Source organism: Exiguobacterium sp. ZOR0005 (assembly GCF_000798975.1).
Classification (GTDB): Bacteria; Bacillota; Bacilli; order Exiguobacteriales; family Exiguobacteriaceae; genus Exiguobacterium; species Exiguobacterium aurantiacum.
Genome location: NZ_JTLB01000004.1, coordinates 16,631 through 42,684, shown reverse-complemented (window position 1 = coordinate 42,684; position 26,054 = coordinate 16,631). Strand labels below are relative to the sequence as shown.

Annotated in this window: 27 protein-coding genes; 17 read left to right on the top strand and 10 right to left on the bottom strand. The window is 53.5% G+C overall.

Annotated features, from left to right (window positions below):
* Positions 1–9: 9 nt before the first annotated feature.
* On the bottom strand, positions 10–573 hold the full coding sequence (locus L971_RS00765) for a hypothetical protein (RefSeq protein ID WP_047373851.1): 564 nt from the start codon (positions 571–573) through the stop codon (positions 10–12).
* 143 nt (positions 574–716) lie between these two features.
* Between L971_RS00765 and L971_RS00760 the strand changes: the two genes are divergently transcribed.
* From L971_RS00760 to L971_RS00735, 6 genes are all read left to right on the top strand, one after another.
* Complete coding sequence (locus L971_RS00760) at positions 717–1,367, top strand: response regulator transcription factor (protein ID WP_024370957.1); 651 nt, start codon at positions 717–719, stop codon at positions 1,365–1,367.
* Positions 1,364–2,632, top strand: a complete 1,269-nt coding sequence (locus L971_RS00755) for a HAMP domain-containing sensor histidine kinase (protein ID WP_047373849.1) — start codon at positions 1,364–1,366, stop codon at positions 2,630–2,632. The genes L971_RS00760 and L971_RS00755 overlap by 4 nt, the downstream gene beginning before the upstream one ends.
* Positions 2,623–3,363, top strand: coding sequence for an AAA family ATPase (locus L971_RS00750; RefSeq protein ID WP_029333892.1), 741 nt, complete (start codon positions 2,623–2,625; stop codon positions 3,361–3,363). Before L971_RS00755 ends, L971_RS00750 begins: the two co-directional genes overlap by 10 nt.
* Positions 3,364–3,573: 210 nt before the next feature.
* On the top strand, positions 3,574–4,425 hold the full coding sequence (licT, locus tag L971_RS00745; RefSeq protein WP_024370954.1) for a BglG family transcription antiterminator LicT: 852 nt from the start codon (positions 3,574–3,576) through the stop codon (positions 4,423–4,425).
* A gap of 100 nt (positions 4,426–4,525) precedes the next feature.
* Positions 4,526–6,376, top strand: coding sequence for a beta-glucoside-specific PTS transporter subunit IIABC (locus tag L971_RS00740; protein ID WP_047373846.1), 1,851 nt, complete (start codon positions 4,526–4,528; stop codon positions 6,374–6,376).
* A gap of 9 nt (positions 6,377–6,385) precedes the next feature.
* The gene (locus L971_RS00735; RefSeq protein ID WP_047373844.1) at positions 6,386–7,837 is read left to right on the top strand and encodes a 6-phospho-beta-glucosidase; all 1,452 of its coding nucleotides are present in this window, start codon (positions 6,386–6,388) and stop codon (positions 7,835–7,837) included.
* A gap of 119 nt (positions 7,838–7,956) precedes the next feature.
* On the opposite strand, the gene L971_RS15010 is transcribed toward L971_RS00735, so the two are convergent.
* A complete protein-coding gene (locus L971_RS15010; RefSeq protein ID WP_156111477.1) occupies positions 7,957–8,391 on the bottom strand; it encodes a DUF6188 family protein in 435 nt (144 codons plus the stop codon).
* Positions 8,392–8,607: 216 nt separating this feature from the next.
* On the opposite strand from L971_RS15010, the gene L971_RS14760 reads away from it, so the two are divergent.
* Positions 8,608–10,125, top strand: coding sequence for a sensor domain-containing diguanylate cyclase (locus L971_RS14760; RefSeq protein WP_052200205.1), 1,518 nt, complete (start codon positions 8,608–8,610; stop codon positions 10,123–10,125).
* Entirely contained in the window at positions 10,122–10,616 is a 495-nt protein-coding gene (locus L971_RS00720; protein ID WP_047373842.1) for a hypothetical protein, read from the top strand. The genes L971_RS14760 and L971_RS00720 overlap by 4 nt, the downstream gene beginning before the upstream one ends.
* Positions 10,617–10,652: 36 nt before the next feature.
* Here L971_RS00720 and L971_RS00715 read toward each other — a convergent pair whose 3' ends face one another.
* A complete protein-coding gene (locus L971_RS00715; RefSeq protein ID WP_047373840.1) occupies positions 10,653–11,525 on the bottom strand; it encodes an ROK family protein in 873 nt (290 codons plus the stop codon).
* A 114-nt stretch (positions 11,526–11,639) separates the two neighbouring features.
* On the opposite strand from L971_RS00715, the gene L971_RS00710 reads away from it, so the two are divergent.
* The 4 genes from L971_RS00710 to L971_RS00695 are packed head-to-tail and all read left to right on the top strand — an operon-like array spanning position 11,640 to position 14,610.
* Positions 11,640–12,314 (top strand): ATP-binding cassette domain-containing protein, encoded by a 675-nt coding sequence (locus tag L971_RS00710; protein ID WP_024370947.1) that lies wholly within the window; start codon positions 11,640–11,642, stop codon positions 12,312–12,314.
* On the top strand, positions 12,311–13,315 hold the full coding sequence (locus tag L971_RS00705; protein ID WP_047373839.1) for an ABC transporter permease: 1,005 nt from the start codon (positions 12,311–12,313) through the stop codon (positions 13,313–13,315). The genes L971_RS00710 and L971_RS00705 overlap by 4 nt, the downstream gene beginning before the upstream one ends.
* A 4-nt stretch (positions 13,316–13,319) precedes the next feature.
* On the top strand, positions 13,320–13,931 hold the full coding sequence (locus tag L971_RS00700) for an SAM-dependent methyltransferase (RefSeq protein WP_047373837.1): 612 nt from the start codon (positions 13,320–13,322) through the stop codon (positions 13,929–13,931).
* A 16-nt stretch (positions 13,932–13,947) separates the two neighbouring features.
* Positions 13,948–14,610, top strand: a complete 663-nt coding sequence (locus L971_RS00695; RefSeq protein WP_047373834.1) for an NAD(P)H-dependent oxidoreductase — start codon at positions 13,948–13,950, stop codon at positions 14,608–14,610.
* A 38-nt stretch (positions 14,611–14,648) separates the two neighbouring features.
* On the opposite strand, the gene L971_RS00690 is transcribed toward L971_RS00695, so the two are convergent.
* Together L971_RS00690 and L971_RS00685 are read right to left on the bottom strand one after the other, a co-directional pair.
* The gene (locus L971_RS00690) at positions 14,649–15,284 is read right to left on the bottom strand and encodes a nitroreductase family protein (protein WP_029333881.1); all 636 of its coding nucleotides are present in this window, start codon (positions 15,282–15,284) and stop codon (positions 14,649–14,651) included.
* Positions 15,281–15,727 carry a MarR family winged helix-turn-helix transcriptional regulator gene (locus L971_RS00685; protein WP_024370942.1) on the bottom strand — a complete coding sequence of 149 codons (447 nt, stop codon included), beginning with the start codon at positions 15,725–15,727 and terminating at the stop codon, positions 15,281–15,283. Before L971_RS00685 ends, L971_RS00690 begins: the two co-directional genes overlap by 4 nt.
* Positions 15,728–15,906: 179 nt before the next feature.
* On the opposite strand from L971_RS00685, the gene L971_RS00680 reads away from it, so the two are divergent.
* The 3 genes from L971_RS00680 (at position 15,907) to aceA (ending at position 19,727) form a co-directional block, all read left to right on the top strand.
* The gene (locus L971_RS00680) at positions 15,907–18,093 is read left to right on the top strand and encodes a malate synthase G (RefSeq protein ID WP_047373833.1); all 2,187 of its coding nucleotides are present in this window, start codon (positions 15,907–15,909) and stop codon (positions 18,091–18,093) included.
* Entirely contained in the window at positions 18,090–18,386 is a 297-nt protein-coding gene (locus L971_RS00675; protein ID WP_024370940.1) for a hypothetical protein, read from the top strand. Before L971_RS00680 ends, L971_RS00675 begins: the two co-directional genes overlap by 4 nt.
* A gap of 66 nt (positions 18,387–18,452) precedes the next feature.
* On the top strand, positions 18,453–19,727 hold the full coding sequence (gene aceA, locus L971_RS00670; protein WP_047373831.1) for an isocitrate lyase: 1,275 nt from the start codon (positions 18,453–18,455) through the stop codon (positions 19,725–19,727).
* Positions 19,728–19,818: 91 nt separating this feature from the next.
* Here aceA and L971_RS00665 read toward each other — a convergent pair whose 3' ends face one another.
* Positions 19,819–20,103 carry an LlsX family protein gene (locus tag L971_RS00665; protein WP_047373829.1) on the bottom strand — a complete coding sequence of 95 codons (285 nt, stop codon included), beginning with the start codon at positions 20,101–20,103 and terminating at the stop codon, positions 19,819–19,821.
* Between the two features lie 87 nt (positions 20,104–20,190).
* Complete coding sequence (locus L971_RS00660) at positions 20,191–21,387, bottom strand: LysM peptidoglycan-binding domain-containing protein (protein WP_047373826.1); 1,197 nt, start codon at positions 21,385–21,387, stop codon at positions 20,191–20,193.
* Positions 21,388–21,663: 276 nt separating this feature from the next.
* On the opposite strand from L971_RS00660, the gene L971_RS00655 reads away from it, so the two are divergent.
* Positions 21,664–22,410 carry a FixH family protein gene (locus L971_RS00655; protein WP_047373824.1) on the top strand — a complete coding sequence of 249 codons (747 nt, stop codon included), beginning with the start codon at positions 21,664–21,666 and terminating at the stop codon, positions 22,408–22,410.
* Positions 22,411–22,443: 33 nt separating this feature from the next.
* Here L971_RS00655 and L971_RS00650 read toward each other — a convergent pair whose 3' ends face one another.
* The gene (locus L971_RS00650) at positions 22,444–24,069 is read right to left on the bottom strand and encodes an ABC-F family ATP-binding cassette domain-containing protein (RefSeq protein WP_024370935.1); all 1,626 of its coding nucleotides are present in this window, start codon (positions 24,067–24,069) and stop codon (positions 22,444–22,446) included.
* Between the two features lie 132 nt (positions 24,070–24,201).
* On the opposite strand from L971_RS00650, the gene L971_RS00645 reads away from it, so the two are divergent.
* Positions 24,202–24,813, top strand: coding sequence for a stage II sporulation protein M (locus L971_RS00645; RefSeq protein ID WP_024370934.1), 612 nt, complete (start codon positions 24,202–24,204; stop codon positions 24,811–24,813).
* Positions 24,814–24,838: 25 nt separating this feature from the next.
* Here L971_RS00645 and L971_RS00640 read toward each other — a convergent pair whose 3' ends face one another.
* Together L971_RS00640 and L971_RS00635 are read right to left on the bottom strand one after the other, a co-directional pair.
* Positions 24,839–25,555 (bottom strand): DNA/RNA nuclease SfsA, encoded by a 717-nt coding sequence (locus L971_RS00640; protein ID WP_047373822.1) that lies wholly within the window; start codon positions 25,553–25,555, stop codon positions 24,839–24,841.
* The gene (locus tag L971_RS00635; protein WP_024370932.1) at positions 25,555–26,001 is read right to left on the bottom strand and encodes an OsmC family protein; all 447 of its coding nucleotides are present in this window, start codon (positions 25,999–26,001) and stop codon (positions 25,555–25,557) included. Before L971_RS00635 ends, L971_RS00640 begins: the two co-directional genes overlap by 1 nt.
* Between the last annotated feature and the right edge of the window lie 53 nt (positions 26,002–26,054).

Genomic DNA, 26,054 nt, shown 5'->3' with positions numbered 1-26,054 from the left:
CCTTTTTGCTTACAGTGAATTCGTGCTTTGGTCGTCTACGTTGTCGTCGCTTGAAGGTGTACCCTCATCTGTGTTCGACCCGCCGAATGGACCACCGTGATGTGGGCCGTGTCCGCCTCTATGACGTCCGCCGCCAAAGCTGCTCATCCCGTCTAGGTCGTCATAACTCGTGACGTCAGCGAACCGTTCCTCGTGATCGGTGAGAATCGCGTCCGCCTCATCTTGCGTCAAATCACCGGACTCGACCGCTGCGTCGAGTTTGGCTTCATGAGACGCGATCATCGCTTCGATGAACTGTTCGATGGTGATTCCTTTTGATTCGGCCAACTCAGGAAGTGACTGTCCTTCTTCGCGTGCTGCTGCCACTTCGTCCTCAGTCAAGCCGAGCGCCTCGAGTAAGGCGGCTTGTCCGGCTGCCCGGTCACCGAACATCTCGCGCTCCCCGCGTTCACCACGCTCACATTGGGTCGTCGTTTCCGTTCCATCAGTCGTTGTCGTATCGTTCGTGGCGGCATAGACGCCTGTGCCTGAGACGGCAAGCAGGCCGGCCAGTGCGATTGCTAATTTATTCATGTCAATCTCCTCCTTTACTACCTCAAGTGTAGGACGCGACCGTTCAAAAGTTGTGAGGGAGTTGCAAGGTTTTTGTAAATTGTCTTTGGGAAACGATGGGGTCTGTTTCCCGATACGATATAATGAAAGTGGAGGCGATAGAGATGAACGTACTCGTGGTCGAAGATGAACCGAAATTGGCGGACGGACTCGCCCGCTTTCTGACGTATGCTGGGTTTCACGTTCGTGTGGCCGGTACGCTCGCCGAGGCGAAGCGACAGCTTGAGCAACCGTTCGATGCGGTCCTTCTCGACGTGCGCCTGCCCGACGGGGAAGGGTGGACGCTCATCCCGAAACTGAAGGCGTTGAAGCCTGCTCCTGTCATCATCTTGGCGACGGCACGAGGAGAGGCGGATGACCGCGTGTTCGGACTCGAACTCGGAGCTGACGATTATTTGGTCAAACCGATCGTATTGAAAGAGCTCGAAATCCGCCTGAAGCGTCTCGTCAAACAGACGGACGAAATCTCGTTCGGCGACATGACGGTGGACGCTCGCTCCCGGACAGTGACCGATGACGGGCGTGCGATTCGCATGACGAATAAAGAGTACGAGTTGTTGCTCTACTTCTTGAATCATAGCGGAGAAGCGCTTGACCGGAATCGTCTGCTCGATGACGTGTGGGACTACACGTTCGCAGGGGACACGCGGACGGTCGACACACACGTCAAACAGTTGCGCGACAAGTTGCCGACGATGAAACGGCAATTAAAGACGGTGCACCGCGTCGGCTATCGATTGGAGGATATCCGATGAATCGATTGATGAAGAAGTTACTCGTCATGGCGATTTTGCCGCTTACGGTCATGGCCGTGCTCACGTTCGGGCTAACGTCGCTGCTGATTGGTCGCTTTGCCGAGACCGAAAGCTATACTCAACTCGGGCGGGAAGCTGATATTGTCTACGATGCGCTCATGGAAGGTCGGGGCATCCCTGGACAGTTCGATGTCGTCGTGTTTCGAGACGGGGAGCCGATCAACCTTGAGCGCGGAGGTAGGATGCGCCGACAGATGACGCCGATTTTGAACCCGGACGTATTAAGTGAACGAGACCAAATTCGTATGAACGGAACAAGCCTGCTCACGTTCAAACTTGAGGAAGGTGATTTGCAAATTGTGACGTATACGACCGCACCGCTGGCAAATCCGCAGTTTCGCCAAATTTACGTCATTCTTGGGAGCGGTTTTTTGTTCGCGCTTCTCGTTGCCATCGGCATGACGTATTGGATGAGCAAGCGTTTGACGATCCCGCTCGTCAAATTGAAACAAGCGACCGCCTCCATCATGTCGGGCCGGCACGATCTCACGCTACCGCCGGTGACCGACGACGAGATTGGTGATTTGACGGAAGCGGTCCGGCAGATGAACATGTCGCTCGAAGAAAAAGAGCGGCTACAGAACACGTTCATCTCCGGGGTCACCCACGATGTCCGCACCCCGCTCGCCATCGTGCGAAACGAGGCGGAGATGCTTGAACTCGGAGTCGTCAAACAAGAAGACGTGGCCGCGACTGGAAAAAGCATGACCGAGGAGGTCGACCGCATCGACCGGCTCGTCACCGAGATGCTCGAGTATTCAAAATTATCCGCGAACAAGTTGACGCTTACGATCGAGTCTATTTATATGGACGAATTGATGGAAGAGACCGTTTCACGGATGAAAGAATGGTTCAGTGAAAAGCAAGTGACGGTCGCGCTCGACCTTGAAAGGGTGGCTGTTCAAGTTGACCGAGTGGCGATGGAGCGGATTTTGTCGAACTTTCTTCAGAACGCCTATCACGCCAGCCCGGTCGGCGGCGTGATCACAGTCCGGCTCACAGAGCGACGGCTCGAAATCGAGGACGAGGGGCCGGGCATTCCAGAATCGATGCGCGAAAACATATGGGATATGTATGTGAAAGGTGACCTCTCGAATGGGCATGGGCTCGGTCTTGCTATCAACAAGCTGTTGCTCGAGACGCAAGGGTTGTCGTACGGGGTTGAATCGGGAGAGGGGGCGATGTTTTGGATCGAATGGAATTGAATCTGTTTTTACGAGGCGTAAGATTAGAACGGGACCGAGTCGAGTCCCCGGGCTATCCGTTCTCACTGCCGATCTTTCAAAGGTTCAACGAGTTGACGCTGACCCAGCCGGTCACGTTTCTCGTCGGAGAGAACGGGAGCGGAAAATCGACGTTGATTGAAGGGATAGCCATCGCCGCCGGGTTCAACCCGGAAGGCGGAGCGACCTCGTTTCGGTTTGAGACCGATTCGACACATAGTTCGTTGTTTGAAGCGCTTCGGCCAATCCGGGGCGCGTATCGGCCGGAAGACGGCTTTTTTCTTCGTGCCGAGACGGCGTATCAATTGTCGAGCTACGTCGATGAGATTGCGCGCTCGAGTCCGGACCCGGAACGGTTTTACGCATCGTACGGTGGTCGGTCGCTCCATGAACAGTCACATGGGGAAGCGTTCCTTTCGCTCATGTTGCATCGCTTCCGGGGGCGTGGTCTCTATATTTTAGATGAGCCCGAGGCCGCGCTGTCGCCGATGCGACAATTGACGATGCTCGCCCGGATGCATGAACTTGTGCAGTCGGGGAGCCAGTTCATCATCGCCACCCATTCGCCGATCCTCATGTCTTATCCTGACGCTGACATCCTTCAAGTCGAGACGGGACTCGAACCGACGTCGTTCGATGAGCTCGAACACGTTCGGGTCATGCGAGACTTTTTGGCGGCCCCGGAACGGATGCAACGTATCTTATTCGAATGAAAACGGTCATGGTGTAAGCGTTTTATTTTTCTGTTGACGTCAAGATATCAACGGAGTATGCTAAGGACGAGAAGAAGAAAATCCACTTTGGGATTGTTACTGGTCATGCAGGCAAAACCTAAATTGATGCCGATCATCCAAATTTGGGGACCGGTGTGAATTTAGGTTTTTTTCTTTTCAATCGACCCTGAGCGGAGGTGAATTGATTCCATGCACATTTCAAAAGTGTTCAACAACAACGTCGTGGCTATTCAAGCGAACGGTCAAGAACAAGTCGTCATGGGACGAGGGATTGCGTTTCAAAAGCGGCCAGGTGACGCGATCGATCAAGCACGAATCGAAAAAATCTTTACGCTCGAGAGTAAAGAGAGCCACGAACGGTTCGTCCATTTTTTAAATGAGATGCCGGCTACAGAGATGGATACGGTCAAAGAAATCGTCAAGCTGGCCGAGACGAGACTCGAAAAGACGGTGCACGACTCGCTTTACGTGACGCTCGCCGACCATATTCATTTCGCCCTCAGTCGTTATCGCGATGGAATCGTCATCCGAAACCCGCTCGTTTGGGAAGTGAAACGGTTTTATGGACCTGAATTTTCAATCGGGAAAGAAGCGGTCGCGCTCATCAACGAGCGGCACGACGTCGTCCTCGATGAAGATGAGGCCGTCGCCGTCGCCTTGCACCTCGTCAATGCGACGATGTCTGGCGCGAAGGGAGAGAACTTACACCTCGTCACCGAGATGACGAAAGCGACCCAAGCGATCCTTACAATCATCACGTATCATTTTCAAATCGACTTGGATGAAGAGTCACACGCGTACTCTCGGTTCTTGACCCATCTCAAATATTTCGTTCAACGGCTCGCCTCGAAAGAGACGTTTAAGACCGGAGGCGATGAGACACTGTTTGAGATGGTGAAACTGCGCTATCCGGACGCCTATGAATGTGTCGAGAAGATTGCGGGATTGATCGCCTCGAAATACAACTATGAGGTGTCGACCGACGAACGGCTCTACATGATGATCCACATCGAAAACTTGATGAAAGAACGACGATCCTAAGGATGGTTACTGATGATTCAGGCCAAACCTAAATGACGCTACGCGATGTAGACGTTCATTTAGGTTTTTCTTTTTACCTCAAACTGAAGGAGTGAGCAAGATGAGCCAATACAAGGCCCTCGCCGACGATATCATTCGTCACGTCGGCGGGAAAGACAACGTCAAGAGCGTGTTCCACTGTGCGACACGGTTACGTTTCAAATTGAAAGATGAAAAAAAGGCCGATCCAGAGACACTGAAACAACACGATGGCGTCATCACGGTCGTTCAAAGCGGCGGCCAGTTCCAAGTCGTCATCGGCAACAACGTGCCGTACGTCTATCAAGATGTCGTCGCAGCCGGAGGTTTTCAAACGTCTTCGAATGAGGAAGAAGAGAAGACGGGCGTGTTCAATCGCTTGATCGATGTCATCGCCGGCATCTTCACCCCGATTCTCGGCCCGATGGCCGGGAGCGGGTTGTTGAAAGGGTTGCTCGCCATTCTCGTCGCCCTCGGTCTCCTCACGCAAGACATGGGCACGTACATCGTCTTGAACGCAGCGGCCGACGCGCTCTTCTACTTCTTACCGGTCATCCTCGGACACTCGGCCGCGAAGAAGTTCGGTGGGAATCCATATATCGGGATGATCATCGGGGGCGCGCTCGTCTATCCGGCTATCGTCGCGATGCAAGGTGCCGGCGAGACGCTCACGTTCCTCAACTTGCCGGTCGTGTTGATGAGCTATGCGTCTTCGGTCATTCCGATTATCTTGGCGACGTACGTCTCGTCAAAAGTGGAGACGTTCTTCAACAAACGGACCCATGAAGCGGTCCGGAACTTCACGACGCCGATGATGGCGCTCTTAATCGTCGTCCCGCTCACGTTCCTCGCCATCGGACCGGTCGCGACATATGCGAGTCAAGGACTCGCGAACGGTTACTCGTTCCTTTACGGATTAAGTCCGATCGTCGCCATCGCGTTCATCGGCGCGTTCTGGCAAGTGCTCGTCATGTTCGGGCTCCATTGGGGACTCGTGCCGATCATCATCAACAACTTGGCGGTCGTCGGGATGGATACGATCGTCGTCGGTGTGCTCATGGCGACGTTCGGTCAAGTCGGGGCGACGCTCGCCATCACGCTGAAAGCCCGTGACCCGAAAACGAAAGGGCTCGGCACATCCTCTTCCATCGCGGGTGTGTTCGGAATCACGGAACCGGCGATTTACGGCTTGACGCTCCCACGGAAAAAGCCGTTCGTCTTCGGGATGATCGGTGGGGCGGCCGGCGGTGTCGTCGGCGGGATGCTCGGTACGGCAGCGTACGCGATGGGTGGACTCGGTGTCTTCAGCGTCCCGGTCATGATCCCAGCGACAGGTCTTGATATGACGTTCTATGGCGCTTTGATTGGTATGGTCGTCGCGACGGTCGTCTCGTTCGGCTTGACGTACGTGTTGCATAAAGAAGTGGCACCGACAGAAACGCCGCGCGTCGAATCGGCACCTGTCTTGACCGACCACATCGGCACGCCTGTCTCCTCACCGGTGAAAGGGGAGGTCGTCGCCCTCGACACGGTTCGGGATGAAGTGTTCTCGAGCGGGGCGATGGGCAAAGGGGTCGCCATCATGCCGAGTGAGGGCGTCGTCTACGCACCGTTTGATGGAGAAGTCATCACGATTTTCCAGTCGAAACATGCGATCGGCCTCCGCTCGGACAGCGGAGTGGAAGTACTCGTTCACGTGGGGCTCGACACCGTTCAGCTTGAAGGACAACATTTTGAGGCGCACGTCGAGAACGGGAAACGGGTGAAAGCGGGGGACGTGCTCGTCACGTTTGACTTAGAGGCAATCACGAAAGCCGGTTATGACACGATCACGCCGGTCATCGTCACGAACACAGGGAACTACTTGGACGTCTTACCGACACATGTCGGCGTGGTCGAACCGAATCATGACGTCTTGCGCGTCTTAGCCTAAAAGGAGGAAATGAACATGAAACAAGTAGCGAAGAACTTTTTATGGGGCGGCGCCACAGCGGCCAACCAATTCGAAGGCGGATATGAAGAAGGTGGCAAGGGGCTATCGATTGCGGATGTGATGCCAGGCGGGAAAGACCGGATGCGAATCATTCACGATCCGTCGTTCGATTTTGCTCTCCACGAAGACTATACTTACCCGAACCATGAGGGAATCGACTTTTATCATCGCTATAAAGAGGACATCTCCTTGTTCAAGGAGATGGGGTTCAAGACGTTCCGGATGTCGATCGCCTGGTCGCGCATCTTCCCGAACGGAGACGAGCTCGAGCCGAACGAGGAAGGTCTCCAATTTTACGATCGGGTCATCGATGAGCTCGTCGCACAAGGAATCGAACCGCTCGTCACCATCTCACACTATGAGATGCCGCTCCACTTGGCGACAGCATACGGAGGTTGGCGTGACCGTCGCCTCGTGACGTTCTTCGAGCGCTATAGCCGTGTCTTGTTCGAACGTTATCAAGGCAAGGTCAAGTATTGGCTCACGTTCAACGAAATCAACGGCGCCCAGTTCATGCCGATGCTCAGCCTAGGGATGGCGATCCGTGAAGGGGACGACCAGTTGCAGTTGACGTACCAAGGACTTCACCATCAGCTCGTGGCGAGCGCACTCGCGACGAAGGCGGCCCGCGAGATTGATCCCGCGGCGCAAGTCGGCTGCATGCTCATCGCGGCGCCGGTCTATCCGTACAGCTCGAACCCGGAAGACGTCTGGTACGCGCATGACGCCGAACGGATGATGAACTTCTTCTGTGGCGACGTGCACGTGCGCGGTGAATATCCGTCGTTCGCGAAACGCTTCTTCCGTGAGAACGGGATTGAGCTCGTCATCGAAGACGGGGACCTCGATATTTTAAAAGCGAACACGGTCGACTTCTTCTCGCTCAGCTACTATATGTCACGGACGGAGAAGGCGGAGAAGACGGAAGACGAGGCAGCCGGGAACATCATGAGCGGCGTCAAAAATCCGTATCTTCAAGCGAGCGACTGGGGTTGGGAAATCGATCCGATGGGACTTCGCGTCATCTTGAACAAACTGTATGAGCGCTATGAGCTCCCGCTCTTCATCGTCGAGAACGGTCTCGGGGCGTACGACAACGTCGAAGCGGACGGTTCGGTCCATGACGATTATCGCATCGAGTACTTGCGTGACCATTTGAAGGCGATGGTCGAGGCGATTGAGGACGGGGTCGACGTCATCGGCTACACGAGCTGGGGCTGTATCGATCTCGTCAGTGCATCGACGGGTGAATACAGCAAACGGTACGGATTCATCTACGTCGACAAGCATGACGACGGGTCGGGGACGCTCGAGCGTTCACGGAAAGATTCGTTCTTCTGGTATCAAGACGTCATTCGGACGAACGGGGCAAGCCTGTTCGAAGATGAGACGGTAAAATAAAAAGGAGCGGCCACGGCCGCTCTTTTGTTATGACTTGGTTATTTTGCGCAAGAAGATAATGGCGAGGCTGATGCCAAACGCAATCAACATGTACGTAGCGATTTCCGTCCATACATCCATCACACGTCCTCCTCGACGAAGACGGCGAGCTCGCCTTGTGGCATGGCGACGAGCAAGTATTGGTCTCCCCCGAGCGGGCGGGCGTCCCCAGCCTGCCAACTCTCGAACTGTTCATGGAAACCGTTGATGAATAATGTGTTGCCAGACTCGAACGTCAATTCGAGATGTGGGTGCTCATCGCCTAGGTGGACGTGATGGACGCGTTCGCGTCGCAACTGGATCAGACGCTCCAATTGTAAGCCTTCATCGAAAGGGGCATCGGCAGTGTGAACGTGCCACGGTCCTTCAATGGACAGCCATGCCTCGTGATTACTTCGTTTGAAGTAGAGTAGGTGGTGATTCGGGCCGGAGCCGAAGTCGATACCAACGAAAGATGCGGTATTGAACAGGTGCATTAATATCTTTGATGCTTCTTCATATTCGGTGCGGGTCACGCTTCCACCTCACTTAGTTGGGTTAGGTGTTTCTATCATTTCACGTTAGTGCGCTAAAGTATAGGGAAAGATTATGTAAAATATCGGAGTAGGTTTGTTGGAAAATCCTTCAAGGAACTTAAAAGTTTGGTCAGTGATTGGGCAAACATTGTCCCGGTCACATCAAATCGCACTATAATATAAGCAGAGATGATTTTAATGAAATGAGGGGGAGCGATGGTATACGGTATATGGATTGGTGGCATCGTCGTGATCACATTCGTCATCAATTTACTTCGGTTGATGACGACACCGTCGTTGAATCGTTGGCTGCTTGTCGGGGCAAGCAGTCTCGTCGTCATTTGGCACGGGATGTTGTTCGATTTCTACGATTTTCATTGGTCGGTGCTCCTCCTCATCGTGACGGGGCTTGTTTGCTTTCAAGTAAAAGGGATGTTGACGGCAATTGTTGTCAGTTGGCTTCTCGTGTACAGTCAATCCGGGACGCTGTCGTTCCCGTTACTGCTCAGTTATGTCTTTTTCGGTCTCGGAGCTGCGCTTTTATTCGGTTACATCCAGCAGTTAAAGCGAGAACGATCAGAACGGTTGCGTATGTTGACGGCGAGCTCACGGCAGTTGAACGTCTTCCGGGAAGTCAGCTTTACGATGCAGGACACGCTCGACTTGGACCGCTTGTTACAAACGATATTGACGTCGGTGACGGCCGGGCACGGGCTCGGTTTCAACCGCTCTATCATTTTCTTTGCCGATCCTGAAAAAGATAGTATTTACGGCGTCATGGGCACCGGACCGATGAATCCGGAAGAAGGATATCAAATTTGGGAAGAAATTACCCGCCAACATTATGACCTGCAAGATTTGATTGATGAAAAAGAGACGGATGCGACGCACGACGAGCAATTGAATGAACGGGTTCGAAAGATGACGATTCCGTTTAACGACGAGCACGCGTTCAGACGAACGCTCGATTCGGGACGGCCGCTCCACGTCTATGCGAGCATTACCGACGACCCGGTGCTTAGATTGCTACATATGGAATTACAGATGGACGAATGCACGATTTTCCCGCTCCATCATCAAGGCATCCCGTACGGTCTGCTCGTCATCGATAACGTCGTCAACAAGAAACCGATCACACCGCAAAAAATCGACGGGGTACGGCCGATTGCGGAGCAGGCTTCGTTGGCGTTACACCAGACGACGCTCTACCAACGGATTGAAACGCTCGCCCTTCGTGACGGTTTGACCCGTTTGAAAAATCACCGTTCGTTCGAGCAAGACTTGGACGTGTTGTTCCGTGAGTGCGAGGACGAGGAGTTATCGCTCATCGTCATGGATATCGACCATTTCAAACAGTACAACGATACGAACGGACACTTGGCAGGAAACGAGCTATTGACGCGGCTCGCGAGTGTCATCCGGCGCAGCGTACCGGACGAGCAAATGGCGTATCGGTTCGGGGGCGAGGAGTTCGTCGTCCTGTTGCCGCGCTTTGACGAAGTCGAGGCGTCGCATGTGGCCGAGAGGATTCGGACCGCCGTTCTGCAGACCCGTTTCACACATGGGGAGACACAACCGGGCGGGCAGTTGACGCTCAGTTTCGGTGTCGCCTCGAAACATACGCTCTTGCATCAAACCGGTGAACAGCTGATTGAATGCGCTGACCAAGCGCTTTATGCGGCCAAGTCACGCGGGAAAAATCAAGTGTGCCGCTGGGAAGGGGTACCGTTATGAGTGAGTTCAGTGTCATGATCATGGTTGTCGTCTTCGTCGGGACGTTGTTGTTCACGAGCCGTCCGTGTTACCGGCTGATTTTGCGTTCGATTGCCAAACGGGAGGCCGCGCGTTTGAACGTCTCGTTACAGGACGTGTCGTTCTCGTTCGATCAAATGGTTTACTTTATCGCCTTGCCGACGACAGTCCCGGAGGCTCGTGACGCCTCGAGAGACGAGCTCGTCATCGAGCCGTACTATGAATCGTATTTCTTTCCGGAAGTGAACGGGGTCCAAGTGTCTGTGAAGTCAGGGCAAGACACGATTGCGATCGCCTATTTGCCGCTAGGAGACTTCAGTTTGCCGATCCTTGATCGATATGTGGAGACGGGAGTGATCGACGAGCGGACGAACCGAATCATCCGGGCCCATATGATCATCCATGAACGGACGTCTCGTGCCATCCGCGACGAGGTGTATCATCAGCTTCACGAAGACCGAATGGCACAATAAAAGGGCTTTGTTCACTCGAGGTGAACGAAGCCCTTTTCATGCATTCAACATATGGAATCGGGCCGCCCCGATCAAATTCGCCTCGTTGAAATGCTGACACGTCTCGACATCGATTCGGAACGTTCCGAACGCGTCGCACAGTTCATCGAGATGGCGCTTGATCCCGTCCCGTACTTCAGGACGACGGCTAATGCCGCCGCCGATCAAAATACGTTCCGGGTCCAAGCTGAACTGGATGTTGTAAATACCGATCGCGTTCCAACGATAAAATCGCTCCAACTCCTCTTGAACGACCGGGTCGGTTTGGAGTTTGAAGATGTCTTTTCCAGTCAACGGCCGGCCGAGACGGTCGCTGCACCGCTTGACGAGGACGGCGGTGGCGCCGACTTTACTCCACGTGCCGTCCGGATGGGAAAGTGACGGGTCGAGAATCCAATAACCGAACTCGCCGCCATGGAAGTGGGAGCCGATCATCACCTCATTTTTGTCGATGAACGCTCCGCCGACACCCGTTCCGATGACGACGGTCGCATAGCGCGCTGTAGAAGCGGCTCCCCCGGTCCAGCCTTCGGCGAGTGCCGCCGCATTGGCGTCATTCAAGACGGTGACGGGCAAGCTGTAACGGTTTTTGAACGCCTGTAAGAACGGACGGTCGTGAATATAAGGCAACGCGCTGATTCCATGAATCACGCCGCTCGCCGAATCGACGGCTCCTGGTGCGCTGATGGCGATGCCGGCAATCGACGCTTCAGCAGGTGTCTCGTTAAATATCAAATCGACTTGTTCAAGCAAGCCGTCCCACGTCGCAGGGGTGGGGACGTGTTTGTTCGACAGCAAGGTTCCGTCGGATTGGACGATTCCGTATTTGATGCTCGTTCCGCCGATGTCGATGGTCAAGTAATGTTGCATATGGCTCTACTCCTTTATTCTTGGGGTGACAAGCGTTATTATGCCACATTTTTGAGAAGTGATATGATAGATACAGAAAAATACACAGAATCTCACGATATTGGGAGGAGTTCGATGGACGTTCATATACAGCGTGCCGGCTATGAGTCCGGAGAAGCCGTGATTGAAGAAATCGAGTTCGAGGTTCATCCTGGAGAGATCGTCGGGATGATCGGGTCGAACGGGGCCGGTAAGAGCACGACCATCGCCTGTCTCACCGGGACGATCCCGTGGATGCGCGGAACGGTGGATAGCAGACGTTACGCCTACATTCCTGAGCAACCGATTTACTATGACTATTTGACGCTCGCTGAACATATCGCGCTCGTCACGGAACTGACGGAAATCGAGACATCGACACGGACGAACAGGTTACTCCAATTGTTTCGGTTGGATTCGGTGCAGCACGACTACATCGCCTCGTTTTCGAAAGGGATGAAACAAAAAGCGATGATCCTCTTGGCGCTCATTCAAGAGGCGGAGTTTCTTCTCGTCGATGAGCCGTTCGTCGGCCTCGACGCGACGACGACGATCCAGTTGCTCCGCCTGCTCGAAGAAGAGCGGCGCCAAGGCACAGGCGTCCTCCTCGTCACCCATGTGCTCGATACGGCAGATAGGTTATGTGACCGTTTCGTCTGGATCGATAACGGGCGCATGCTCGCGAGCGGGACGAAACAAGAAATCCGGACCAGCCTACAAACTGCCGGTGAGTCGCTGTTCGATATGATGGAAGACGTGGCCATGCGATGACGGTCCGAGACGTATGGGTTCGACGTGTCCGGACACATCTCATAAATCAATGGAAGACGTGGCGGCTTGTTTTCGATTGGACGATCGTCCTGTATGGGGTCATCCCGTTCGCGCTCTTTCTCGGCTATCAATACGTATTGATTTGGCAAGGCGCGTACGCATGGCTTCTGGACGTCCCGATGCTCGCGTGGGCAGCCATCCTCCTCTTGATTCAGTTGCAAGACAACTTCTTCGCATGGGTCGAGCGAGCGGACGTCACGATTGTCGCGAATCGTGACTTGGTCTCGGCTTTGAAACGCTATTCGATCGGGTATCACCTTGTCGGCATGGGAATGAAGTACATGCTCGTCCTCGGACTGTTGGCACCGGTACTCAAGCTTCACGGATGGCCGATCGTCTCGCTCTTCGCATTCGGTTTCGCGCTCTTGCTCGTGGCGTGGCTTCACATGTGGTTGCGCTATCTTCTAGATATGAGCCGGACCCATTGGTCACTCCGGCTCCTCGTACCTGTCGTCGCGTTCTTCTTCACGTATGCGCTGCTCACGGATTTGCCGCTACTCGCGGTCGTCCTCGGCAGCGGAAGTGTTGCCTTTGCGCTTCTTGCGGGGGAGGGCTGGCTTTCGCGCCACCCGTATATTGGCCGCGAAGTCGAACATGCCGCCAACGTCCGCACGTCGTTTGACCGTTCACTGTTATCGACGTCAGGCGTGTTTGAAAAACCGAACTTGCGAAAGCGTCCCTATTATCGACCCGAAGCGAACCGGTTTGGCTCGGTTGAGCGTACGCTTGCGATCTTGCTGTACATGCGGACGCCGAGCCATCGCAACTTGTGGTTGCGGCTCATCCCGCTCGCGGTCACAGGGTTTCTACTCGTGCCGAGCTGGTTCAAGCTCGTGATCCCGTTGTATATCGGATATGTGATCTGGCAAGAGCGGAGCGCGTTTCTGACAGAGATGAAACGGCATCCGTTCTTTCGTACCATCGAAGGAAGGAAGAAATGATGAGATGACTGAACAACAATATGAACGACTGCTTCAAATCGAGACGGCGAAACCGCAACAAGGTTTTCCGGCCTCGGTCGAATATCATCGGTACGAGCCGACGCCGTATGAGGCGCTCGATTTACTGCGGGACGCATATCCGCTCGCTTCAACCGACACGGTCGTCGATTTCGGTTCCGGAAAAGGGCGTCTCCCGTTTTACCTTGCCTACACGTTCCGCGTCCGGGCGATCGGCGTCGAAATGGATGGCGGCTACCATGAGGCCGCACTTGAAAACTGGATGAATTATGCGAAAAAGCATCGGACGCGCGGGAGCGTTCAACTCGTCCGCGAGTACGCCGAACGATTTCTGATTCCGCCCGAGGCGAACCGATTTTATTTCTTCAATCCGTTCTCGGTGAACGTGTTCCGCGAGGTCGTCGGCAATATCATTGATTCGGTGGAACTTTCGCCACGTCCGGTCGACATCATCTTGTACTATCCAGCTGACGAATACTTGCACTTTCTAAACGACGAGACGCCGTTCCGCTACGTGCAGGACGTGCGATTGCCGCTCAAGAATCTTCATGAGCGGTTTCTAATTTATCGTTTTGATATGATGGAATCATCTTGGTGAATGAGGAGTGAAGTGGATGAAAAAGAAAGACATTTTGGAAGCGTACCGTTGGCGTCAAGCGACGAAAGAGTTCGATGCGGATCGCAAGATCGATGAGGACGATTTTGAATTCATCTTGGAGACGGGCCGATTGTCACCAAGCTCGTTCGGATTCGAGCCGTGGCAGTTCGTCGTCGTCCGTCGTGAAGATTTGCTCCACAAGATCAAACAGCAGGCTTGGGGGGCCCAAGGACAAGCGCTGACGGCGAGTCATTTCGTCTTGATTTTAGCGCGCACCCCTGAGGCGATGCGCTACGACTCGGACTATATCCGCCACATCGTCACGGACGTCCAAGGACGAACCGAGGAGGAATATGCGCAACGAATCAAGCGTGTGCAGGCGTTCCAAGAAACCGATTATCGTCTCCTTGACGATGAGCGTGCGTTCCAAGAGTGGATCAAGCGCCAAACATATATCCCGCTTGGTAACATGATGACGGCCGCAGCCCAAATCGGGATCGACTCGTGCCCGATCGAAGGGTTCAATCAAGCCGAAATCGACGAGTTGCTGATTTCAGAAGGGGTCATGGAACGAGGGGCGTGGTCCCTTTCGGTCATGGTCGCATTCGGGCATCGGGCCCGCGATTTCGCACCGAAGACGCGGCGTGACTTCAACGAGGTCGTCAAATATATCGGATGAAAAAAGGCTCAATCGCCTCGAAGCGATTGAGCCTTTGCTTATTTCCAGTCTGTGATGCGGTCGATTGGGAAACGGACCGATGGGTAACCTTCTTCTGCGGCCTTCCCGATTGAGAGGAGCATGACCGGGAGGTAGCGCTCTTTTTCAAGACCGAACGCCTCGGCGATGTTCTTCTTGTCGTAGCCACCGATCGGGTTCGTATCGTAGCCGTGGGCACGGGCGACGAGCATGAGCTGCATCGCAACGAGACCAGAATCGAGCAAGATGCTGTCCTTGATCGCTTCGTTCGGTGCGTCCTTAAAGATGCCTTTGATCATATCGACTTGACGGTCACGGACTTCTGGCGGCATGAGGCCACGCTCGACGGCCGTATCAAAGATCTCTTCCGTGTAATCGGCCATTTGATAGTCAGCGAAGATGGCGATGACGGCTGCAGACGTCTCGACTTGGCGCTTGTTGAAGCTCGCAAGCGGGAGAAGTGTTTCTTTCCCTTCGGCGCTGTCGATGACGACGAAGCGCCATGGCTGCAAATTGAGCGAGGACGGAGCGGTCGTCGCTTCCTCGAGGATTTGTGTCATCTCATCTTTTGAGATTTTGACGCTCTCATCGTAGACGCGGATTGAGCGGCGTCCTTTCACAATCTCCATAAAGTCTTTCTGTGTCGTCGTATTCATATTAAAGTCTTCCTTTCATGTTGAATGTTGTGTTGTAACGTGTTTAACAGGTCGAGCAATTGCTGTTGCTCCTCTACCTTCATGTTTACAAAAAGTCGGTCCGATAAGCACTTCTTTTGCTCGGTCCAATGTGCGATCTTGTCTCGACCGAGGTCGGTCAAGTCGACATAGATGACGCGATTGTCTTGGGGACAACGTTCACGAGCGATCAGCCCTTGTGCTTCAAGTTGTTTCAAGTGGCGTGTGATAGCGGCATGATCGACATCGACCCGTTGTTGCAGCTCGCGTTGACGAAGCGGACCGATATGATTCAAGTTGTTCAAAATGTCATATCGGCTCAGGCTCAGGCCATCCATTTCTGAATCGAACAGTTGACTGAGTTCTTTTTGTACAGTGATGATGTTGTAGAGAATTTGGTCGCTAGGCGAACAAGAGTCGCGCATCGATAATCCCCCTTAACTGATTGATAACTCAATCATTGATAGCTCATGTAACTCATCCTAACGTCTTTGTCGCCAGGTCGCAAATAAAAAGTTTTAAAAACGTGTTGCCAAACTGTTATATAATAGTCTATATTAAAGTCAACTGATATATAACAATGAATACGAGAGGATGTGAAGGCTTGGAACAGTATAAGCAAATAGGAACTTATCGCGTACATCGGCAGCTACTCGACTTCGTTTCAGCTCGTGTATTGCCGGAAGCAGCAGAACACCATCCATTTTGGCAAGGGGTCGAACGCATACTCGACGAGTTCATTCCTCGAAATGAGACGTTGCTCCAAGAACGTGAGTCGTTTGAGCGACTGTTACAGGAATGGTACAGCGACCACAAACACAATGTTGAAGTGAACGAGTACGAACGTTTCCTTCGATCGATCGGTTACATCGAGCCGGTCGTCCAGGACTTCCAAATCGACGTCTCGAACGTCGACTCGGAGATCGCACAACAAGCCGGACCGCAACTCGTCGTCCCGCTCGACAATGCGCGCTACGCCTTGAACGCGGCCAACGCGAGGTGGGGAAGTCTCTACGATGCCTTATACGGCACTGACGTGATCGATGAGTCGGACGGTGAAAAGACGAAAGGTTATAACCCGACCCGAGGTGCGGCCGTCATCGCCTACGCCAAACAGTTTCTCGACGACACGTTCCCGCTCCGTGAAGGGACGCATCGCGAGGCAGAAGGATACAGCATCGAGGGCGATGCCGCTTATGCCGTCCTAGACGGGAAACGTGTTCCGTTCCAACAGCACTGTTTCGTCGGCTACGCAGGTTCTCCTGAATCGCCTGACCGTCTGCTGCTCGTCCATAACGGCCTTCATGCCGAGCTGAAATTCGATCGTCATCATCCGGTCGGGAAGAGCGATTCGGCAGGGCTCGTCGACATTGAGCTCGAATCGGCATTATCGGCGATCGTCGACTGCGAGGACTCGGTCGCGGCCGTCCGGGCTGAAGACAAAGTTCACCTTTACGAAAACTGGCTCGGATTGATGGACGGCACGCTCGAGGCCACGTTCAAAAAAGGGGATCAGTCGCTCACGCGGACGTTGAATCCCGACCGTCATTACATCGGGACGGGAGGACGTGAAGTCGTGTTGCCGGGACGAGCCTTGCTCTTCATCCGAAACGTCGGTCATTTGATGACGACAGATTTGATTCTGGACGGGGAAGGGCGTGAAGTGCCCGAGGGGATCGTGGACGGCATATTCACCGCCTTGATCGCAAGCCGTCACTTGGATGCGAACCGAAATTCTCGTGAACGCTCCATCTATATCGTCAAACCGAAGATGCACGGTTCAAAAGAAGTCGCCTTCACGAACGATTTGTTCGACACCATCGAGGACTTGATCGACGTGCCGCGCCATACGATCAAGGTCGGGGTGATGGATGAAGAGCGGCGGACGTCGCTCAACTTGAAGAATTGCATCCATCAGGTGAAAGGGCGTGTCGTCTTCATCAACACTGGCTTCCTCGATCGAACCGGGGACGAGATTCACACGTCGCTCACGCTTGGGCCGATGCGCCGAAAGGGCGAGATGAAGACGTCAGAGTGGCTTGACGCCTACGAACGTTTGAACGTTCGCGTCGGACTCGGGGCAGGTTTTCATCGCCGCGGCCAAATCGGCAAAGGGATGTGGGCGATGCCGGACCGGATGAATGACATGATGCGGGACAAGGTCAATCACGTCCGATCAGGTGCCACGACAGCATGGGTGCCATCACCGACAGCGGCGACACTCCATGCGCTGCATTACCATCAAGTCGACGCATCCGGTGTCCAACGTGAGCTATTGGACGAACCGTTCGACACAGAGCGCGAACAGCGACGTCTCCTCGAGATCCCGTTGGCGACGAACGAGTATACGGCAGAAGAAGTGAACGAGGAGCTCGAGAACAACTTGCAAGGGTTGCTCGGTTACGTCGTCCGCTGGGTCGAGCAAGGGGTCGGCTGCTCCAAAGTGCCGGACATTCACCACATCGGGTTGATGGAAGACCGGGCGACGCTCCGCATCTCGAGCCAACACGTGGCCAATTGGCTGTACCACGGTGTCTGTACGAAAGAACAAGTGGAAGCGACGCTCCGGCGTATGGCCGAGGTCGTCGACGCGCAAAACGCGGGAGATCCGCATTATCGGCCGATGACGCCTGACGTGGAACGCTCGCTTGCCTATCAAGCTGCGAGAGACTTGGTGTTCCAAGGAACGGATTCGCCGAGCGGGTATACGGAACCGATCTTACATCGGCGCCGTCGTGAATTCATCGAACAGTCGACACGGGAAAATGTAAAAGGAGGAGCATCATCATGACAACGAAAAAACTTGAAAGTGAACAATTGATTGAACGCTGGGTCGTCCGCCGCATCGTTTCGGGAGAATCGACAGCGACGCTCGCCAACACGGCGTTCGTCTACGGGAACGACTTGATGCGTCTCGTCCTCGATCGGACAGACGGTTCACTTCAAATCACGAGAGAACCGGTCGAAGAAGTCGTCGTCTTCCGCAAGCCGGAAGAGCGCGATGAAGAGAACGTCTGCCGCTGTTGCGGGATGGAGCACTCGACGTTCAAGTCGGCGCTTGAGTGCTGTGCTTACTTGGACTAAGTGTGCATCATCTGTTATATAACAAAAGTTAATGAAAATCACTAATATAATACAGGAGGAATGGAAATGAACGAACAGCGCAAACAACTTGAGGAAATACTTCAATCAGAACGGTTTGACGGGGTCGAGCGTCCGTATGGGATCGACGACGTGATGAAACTTCGCGGATCAATTTTGATCGAACACACGCTCGCGGTGAGAGGGGCGGAACGGCTATGGGAACTGCTCCATGAGCGCGATTACGTGCATGCCCTCGGTGCCCTCACGGGGAACCAAGCGATCCAACAAGTGAAAGCGGGGTTAGAGGCCATTTACTTAAGCGGCTGGCAAGTCGCTGCCGATGCGAACCTTTCCGGGCATATGTATCCGGATCAAAGCCTGTATCCGGCCAACTCCGTGCCGAGTGTCGTGAAACGGATCAATCAGGCGCTACAACGGGCCGACCAAATTCAGACGGCGGAAGGGAAAGGCGACACGCATTGGTTCGCCCCGATCGTCGCTGATATGGAAGCCGGGTTCGGCGGAGTGTTGAACGTCTTTGAACTGACGAAAGCGATGATTGAAGCGGGAGCGGCCGGTGTCCACCTCGAAGACCAACTGTCTTCGGAGAAGAAGTGCGGACACCTGGGCGGAAAAGTGTTGCTGCCGACACAGACGGCCGTGAAGAACTTGATTGCGGCCCGCCTCGCGGCGGACGTCATGGGCGTGTCGACGATCATTGTCGCCCGGACGGACGCGCATGCGGCGAACTTGATCACGAGCGATATCGATCCGGTCGACCACCCGTTCATCGTCGGTGACCGGACGCCGGAAGGGTTTTACCGGACCGAAGCGGGCATCGAACAAGCTATCGCCCGCGGTCTCGCCTACGCCCCGTACGCCGACCTCGTCTGGTGCGAGACGTCGGAGCCAGATTTGGACGAAGCGCGCCAATTCGCGGACGCGATTCACGCCAAGTATCCGGGAAAACTGCTCGCCTACAACTGCTCGCCTTCGTTCAACTGGAAGAAGAAGCTGTCGGATGACGAGATCGCCACGTTCCAACAAGAAATCGGGGCGATGGGCTACAAGTTCCAGTTCGTCACGCTCGCCGGTTTCCACTCGCTCAACTTCGGCATGTTCGAGCTCGCGCGCGGATATAAGGACCGCGGTATGGCTGCCTACTCCGAGTTGCAACAAGCCGAGTTCAGTGCTGAACAGCATGGCTACACGGCGACACGTCACCAACGGGAAGTCGGGACCGGGTACTTCGATGAGGTGTCGCTCGTCATCTCCGGAGGTCAGTCGTCAACGACGGCACTTGCCGGATCGACCGAGGCAGAGCAGTTTGAAGTAAAATGACATCAAAAAAGATGGTGCCGCGACGGGCGCCATCTTTTTGATTGCTTTAAAGTTGTGACTCCAAGAGATATACGCGCTGTGCCAAGCGAAGTTATGCAGCTGTTTTTGAATGCCGATTTTTTCGAAGGGAACGATACGTCTCAGCCAACGCGATACAAGTACCCGTGATTACCATTCCAATCCAAGTCATGTTTTCGTTGTTCGCAAGTTCATTCCCATTCTGCACGCTAAAGATTTCAATCGTTAGAAATGTGATCGGATCTCCTGTCGTTTGCGCATCGGAATAACCTAACCAAATCAACATAAAGAACAAAAAGGTAGATATGCCGATTCCGATTCCCGTTTCGATTCCAAGACGTAGCATCATGCGTCCCATTTCAAATCCCCCTTCAGTTAATGGATAAATCTTTCTTCATTTCCATTTACGAGGAGTTCACTGAAAAGTTTCATACATGACACGTGTTCAGCGTGGAATCGTGAGCATTTGACCGACGCTGATCAAATTCACGTTCGTGATATTGTTGGCGGCAGCAATTTTGGCGACGGTCGTATTATATGCCGTCGCAATCTTATAGAGGGTGTCGCCCGACTTGACCGTGTATTTGACGGTCGTCGCAGGCGGCGGTGTGACGGTCGTGCCCGGGATGATCAACACTTGTCCGACGTAAATCGAGTTGACGTTCGTAATATTGTTGGCGGCGGCAATTTTCGCGACGGTCGTCTTATACAGCGTCGCGATCTTATAGAGGGTGTCGCCTGACTTGACCGTGTATTTGACGGTCGTCGTAGGCGGCGGTGTGACGGTCGTACCTGGAATGACGAGCACTTGTCCGACGGAAATCAAGTTGTAGTTGGTGATTTTGTTCGCGGCAGCGAGGGCGGCGACGGTGACGTTGTAAGCACGGGCGATGCTGTAGAGCGTATCCCCTGATTTGACAGTGTACGTTTTACCGGTCGGTGCTTGTTGATACGCGAGCAGTTGTGAGACGGTGACGAACTTGTACCCTTTCGCTTTTAGTTGTGAAATCATCGTAGGCAAGGCGAGCGGTGTGCCCGGTGCGCCTGCACCTGTGTGCATCAAGACGATTGAGCCAGGTTTGATGTTCGATTGGACTTTCGTATTGATTTGACTGGCGGTAAGCCCTTTCCAGTCGATTGTGTCGATGTTCCATTGAATCGTGTAACCGTAGCCGGCCGCACCGACTCCGTTCAAGACGGCACTATTCACAGCGCCGAACGGTGCCCGGAAAATCGGTTTTGTCGTCTTGCCTGTTAGTGACTTGACGATCGCTTCCGTCCGATCGAGCTCTGTTTTCATTTGAGTGGCGGTTAATTTGGTAAAGTCTGGATGGCTGAAGGAGTGGTTACCGAGTTGGTGACCTTTGGCTGCGATGTTTTTAATGTATTGGGGGTGATGGTTGGCGCCCGATCCAGTTAAAAAGAAAGTGGCTTTGACGTTGTTTTTCGCGAGTATGTCCAAAATCTTATTCGTATTCGCACCATCCGCCCCATCATCGAACGTCAATGCCACGACTTTACTGGTCGTGTTCACGCTCGTTATGAATTTTGAAGCGGCGGCATCGGCTGATTTTGGATAAGTGACTAACGGTGCCAACATGATCAACAAGGCCATTAATACACGTACGAACCTGCTCTTCATTTTCCATTCGCCTCCATTCATGGTGTATGTATCTTGATGTTAAGGCTTTCCAAATATTGAGCTGTATATATATTTTATATACCCCATTTCAGATGATCTCATCAAAAAACCTAAAATTAGACAAAGGAATTTTTGGCGAACGTCTCTCAAATTATGTGTGCAATTTATGAGCGAGGGGCGTGGTAAATATCACACAATCCTCACACATTTCCTGAAAAAGGATGGTATCATGAACAAAGTGTGAAACATGTAAGCGATTAAATAGGGGGATGTATGATGAAACGAACAATGATGAATTTGGGAATGGCGACAAGTCTCGCTAGCGTACTGGTGCTTGGGGCTTGTGGATCCGAACAAACAGACAATGCGGCTCAAACCGTCCAATCGATGGAACCCGTCGAAGCCGAATTGAACGTGCCGGCGACAGCGGACAAAGGGGAAACCGTCACGCTCTCGGTACGTGTCACGCAAGAAGACAAGCCGGTCGACGATGCCGACGAAATCAAGTTCGAAGTATGGAAGAACGGGGCAAAAGAAGACAGCGAGATGATGAAGGCGTCACTGACTGAAGACGGGGTATATGAAGTCGACACGACGTTCGCCGATGAAGCGGTTTATACGGTGCAAGTCCATGTGACGGCTCGATCGATGCACACGATGCCGACGACGAACGTCACGGTCGGTCATCCGGAAACGGCGGCTGAGGCGGAAGAAGCGAGCGACCATCATCACCACGCCGGTGCTGACATTGTGCTTGAACCGAAACAAGCGACGGTGAACGAACCGCAACCGTTCAAGGTGAACGTGGAAATCGACCACGAGACGCTCACTGGGGCTGACGTCCAACTCGAAGTGTTCAAAGACGGGGCTGAAAAACATGAGTGGGTGAAACTTGAAGAGACGGACGGTGTGTACACAGGGGAGCACACGTTTACCGAGGCGGGACCATATAACGTTCAAGTCCATGTGACGAAAGGGCACGACATCCATGAACACGTCATGGAGACGGTCGAAGTCCAATAAAAAAATCGATCGGCCGCGGCCGATCGATTTTTCTTATGCGTTCTGATAGAGTGATTCGACTTGTTGTTGAAGCGATTCGTTCTCGAGGAACTCATCGTACGTCGCTTCTTTGTCGACGATACCGTTCGGCGTCACTTCGATGATGCGCGTGGCGATCGTCGAGATGAGCTGATGGTCATGCGAGCTGAAGAGGAGGACGCCTTTGAACGTCTCGAGACCGTTGTTGAGCGCTGTGATCGACTCGAGGTCCAAGTGGTTCGTTGGATCGTCGAGGACGAGGACGTTCGAGTTCGAGAGCATCATTTTCGAGAGCATGCAACGGACTTTCTCTCCCCCTGAGAGGACAGATGCTTTCTTCATGACTTCTTCGCCTGAGAAGAGCATGCGTCCGAGGAAGCCGCGGAGGAACGTGTCCGACTCGTCTGCTGGCGAGAACTGGCGTAACCAGTCCAAAATGCTCTTGTCCGAGCCTTCGAAGTATTCCGAGTTGTCCTTCGGGAAGTACGACTGTGTCGTCGTCACGCCCCATTTGACCGTACCCGTATCCGGTTCCATTTCGCCCATGATGATTTTGAAGAGCGTCGTGATGGCGACGTCTGAACGGCCGACGAATGCGACTTTGTCCGTCTTGTTCAGTGAGAACGTGACGTTGTCGAGCACTTTCACGCCATCAATCGTCTTCGAGACGTTGTCGACGTAAAGGACGTCGTTCCCGATTTCACGTTCCATCGAGAATCCGACGAACGGGTAACGGCGTGATGACGGACGAATGTCATCGAGTGTGATCTTATCGAGCAACTTCTTACGTGATGTCGCTTGACGCGCCTTCGAGGCGTTCGAGCTGAAACGGGCGATGAAGTTTTGGAGTTCTTTGATTTTCTCTTCTTTTTTCTTGTTCTGGTCGTTGGCCATACGCGAGGCGAGTTGGCTCGACTCGTACCAGAAGTCGTAGTTCCCGACGTACAATTGGATTTTCCCGAAGTCGAGGTCGGCCATGTGCGTACAAACTTTGTTCAAGAAGTGACGGTCGTGGGATACGACGATGACGGTGTTCTCGAAGTTGATCAAGAACTCTTCGAGCCATTGGATCGCCTTGAGGTCAAGTCCGTTCGTCGGCTCATCAAGAAGCAGGATGTCCGGCTTGCCGAATAGCGCCTGTGCGAGGAGGACTTTAACTTTCTCGCCGCCTGTGAGCTCGCTCATGAGTTTATGGTGCGAAGCGTCCGTGATGCCGAGTCCTTGAAGGACCATTGCGGCTTCCGATTCAGCTTCCCAACCGTTCATCTCGGCGAATTCGCCTTCGAGTTCCGCGGCACGCATGCCGTCCTCGTCAGAGAAGTCTTCTTTCATATAAATAGCGTCTTTTTCTTTCATGACTTGATACAAGCGTTCGTGACCCATGATGACGGTCTCGAGAACAGCTTGGTCTTCATACGCGTAATGGTCCTGTTTGAGGACGGCGAGGCGTTCGCCTGGTGAGAAGCTGACGTCACCTGTCGTCGTATCTTGCTCGCCGGCAAGAATTTTTAAGAATGTTGATTTTCCGGCACCGTTCGCGCCGATCAATCCGTAACAGTTGCCTGGTGTGAACTTGATGTTCACGTCTTCGAACAACTTGCGTCCACCGAATTGGAGACTTACGTTATTTACTGTAATCATGTATAGGATCCCTCGTTTTTCTGATTAGTTTACGACGTGTATTGTATCATGTTTTTTGAAAACGCGCAGTGATGGGTAAATATGAAACAAAAGTTGACAAGCTTCGTAGAAGGAAATTAGGGGGGGAAGACTATGAAAACATCATTATCGCTTCGTGAAGCGTGGAGCAACTATTATCGAAAAGACTTCTTTCGACTGCTCGTCATTTTCATCGTGACGAGCATTGCGTCTTATTTCATCTTTCGTTCATTCGTCACGAGTGAGCAAATCGAAGAAATCTTGACTCAGATTGGCGATATGTTCGAGTCGCGTGGACTGACGTTCGATACGAGTGCGTTTGATACGATGATCGCCCTCTTCGTGAACAACACGCGCGTCGCACTACTCGCCTTTTTACTTGGGATGATCCCATTGTTCATCCCGTATGTGTTCATCGTCGTCAACGCGGCCATCATCGGCCTCGTCGCCATGATCGTCGACTTTGCCGGCGAATCGGTCATGAAAGTGATCGCGCTCGGCATCTTGCCGCACGGCATCACGGAGATTTCGGCCATCCTGCTCGGTGCGGCGATGGGGTTGTCGCTCAACCGACATATTTGGCACAGGATGCGGGGGAAAGAGACGGACGTCACGTTAAAAGCGCTCTTTTTCGTCGGGTTGAAGATGTTTCTTTTCATCGTCGTCCCGCTACTCGCCATCTCGGCTGTCATCGAAGCGTACGTCACGCCGCTCTTATTACAGTGAAACAGCCATCGTGTGATGGCTGTTTTTATTGTGACGCCGTCGTCTCGAAACAGCGGAGCAGCGTGATGCCATCAGGAGAGACGCGACCGTTCACCTGCCACACTTCAAGCCCATTCCTAATCGCCTCACGTATCAACTGGCGAATCAAGGCATCGTGTCTCCGGTTCGGATTTCCCGTGAAGACGGGCGCGTCGTACAAGAAGACATAGAGCAAGACGGCCCGACCGGCTTCCGGTAACGTTGCGATCAGCGCCTCGAGATGACGAATCAACCGTTCGGTCTCGACCGGTCTCGTCACCGCACGTCGTTCAAAGCGGGGGAGCGGTGTCACGAATAGTTCGGTGAGCGGCATCTTTACTTCCATATAGAGACCGTCAACTTTGAAATCGAGTCGCGACCGTGCGACGAGGGGTTCTCGTTCGATGCGTTCCGAAGATGAAAAGACCGGTAAGGCGTTGAGGCTCAACAAGTGAGCGACCCAGTCGTTGACGCGACCTTGATGAATGCCGATCCATTGCGTATCGTCGATCGAGATGGCCTCGACCGTGAAGCGGGTCGCGCGGTTCGTCCCGTCTGCCGGTGAGACGAGGCAAGGTACCCCATGAAAGACGAGGTCGCCGATGCGTCCTGTGACCGGACAGTGACAGGCGACGACCTCATCATCGAGCAACACGTCCATGACGAACCGATTGCGTCGCTTGACGATTGTCCCTTCGCGTAACGGTTGTTCGAATTGGGACATCAGTCGACGCGCGTGATCGTCGTGTCGAGCTCGAACGCGACGTTGCCGGCCAAGGCGCGTGAAATCATGCAACCGTCTTTCGCTTTCTTGGCGATGCGTTCGACGAGCGAGATGTCGCGGTCTGTCGCGGTCTGTGGCATCAGGACGCGCGTCGCGTACCGAATCGTCTCATACGTGAACACGCCGTTCGTCACGTCGACGATGCCTTCGGCGTCAATCGTGATCCCTTGATGCGTCAAGTCGCTCCGACCGAGCATGGCCGCGAGGGTGATGATATAACACGTCGCCGCCGCCCCGAGAAGCATCTCATCCGGATTCGTCCCGATGCCAGGTCCGTCCATTTCTGGGGGGATGGAAATCTTTGTCTTTAATCGTTCCGCCTCGATCGTCCCGACGTCGTTGCGTCCGCCGGTCCAGTCGAGGTTCATGTGAAAGGTGTGCTTCATAAAAAAATCGCCTCCAATATCTCTAGTGTAGAAGAGAATGAGTGGAGGCGCAT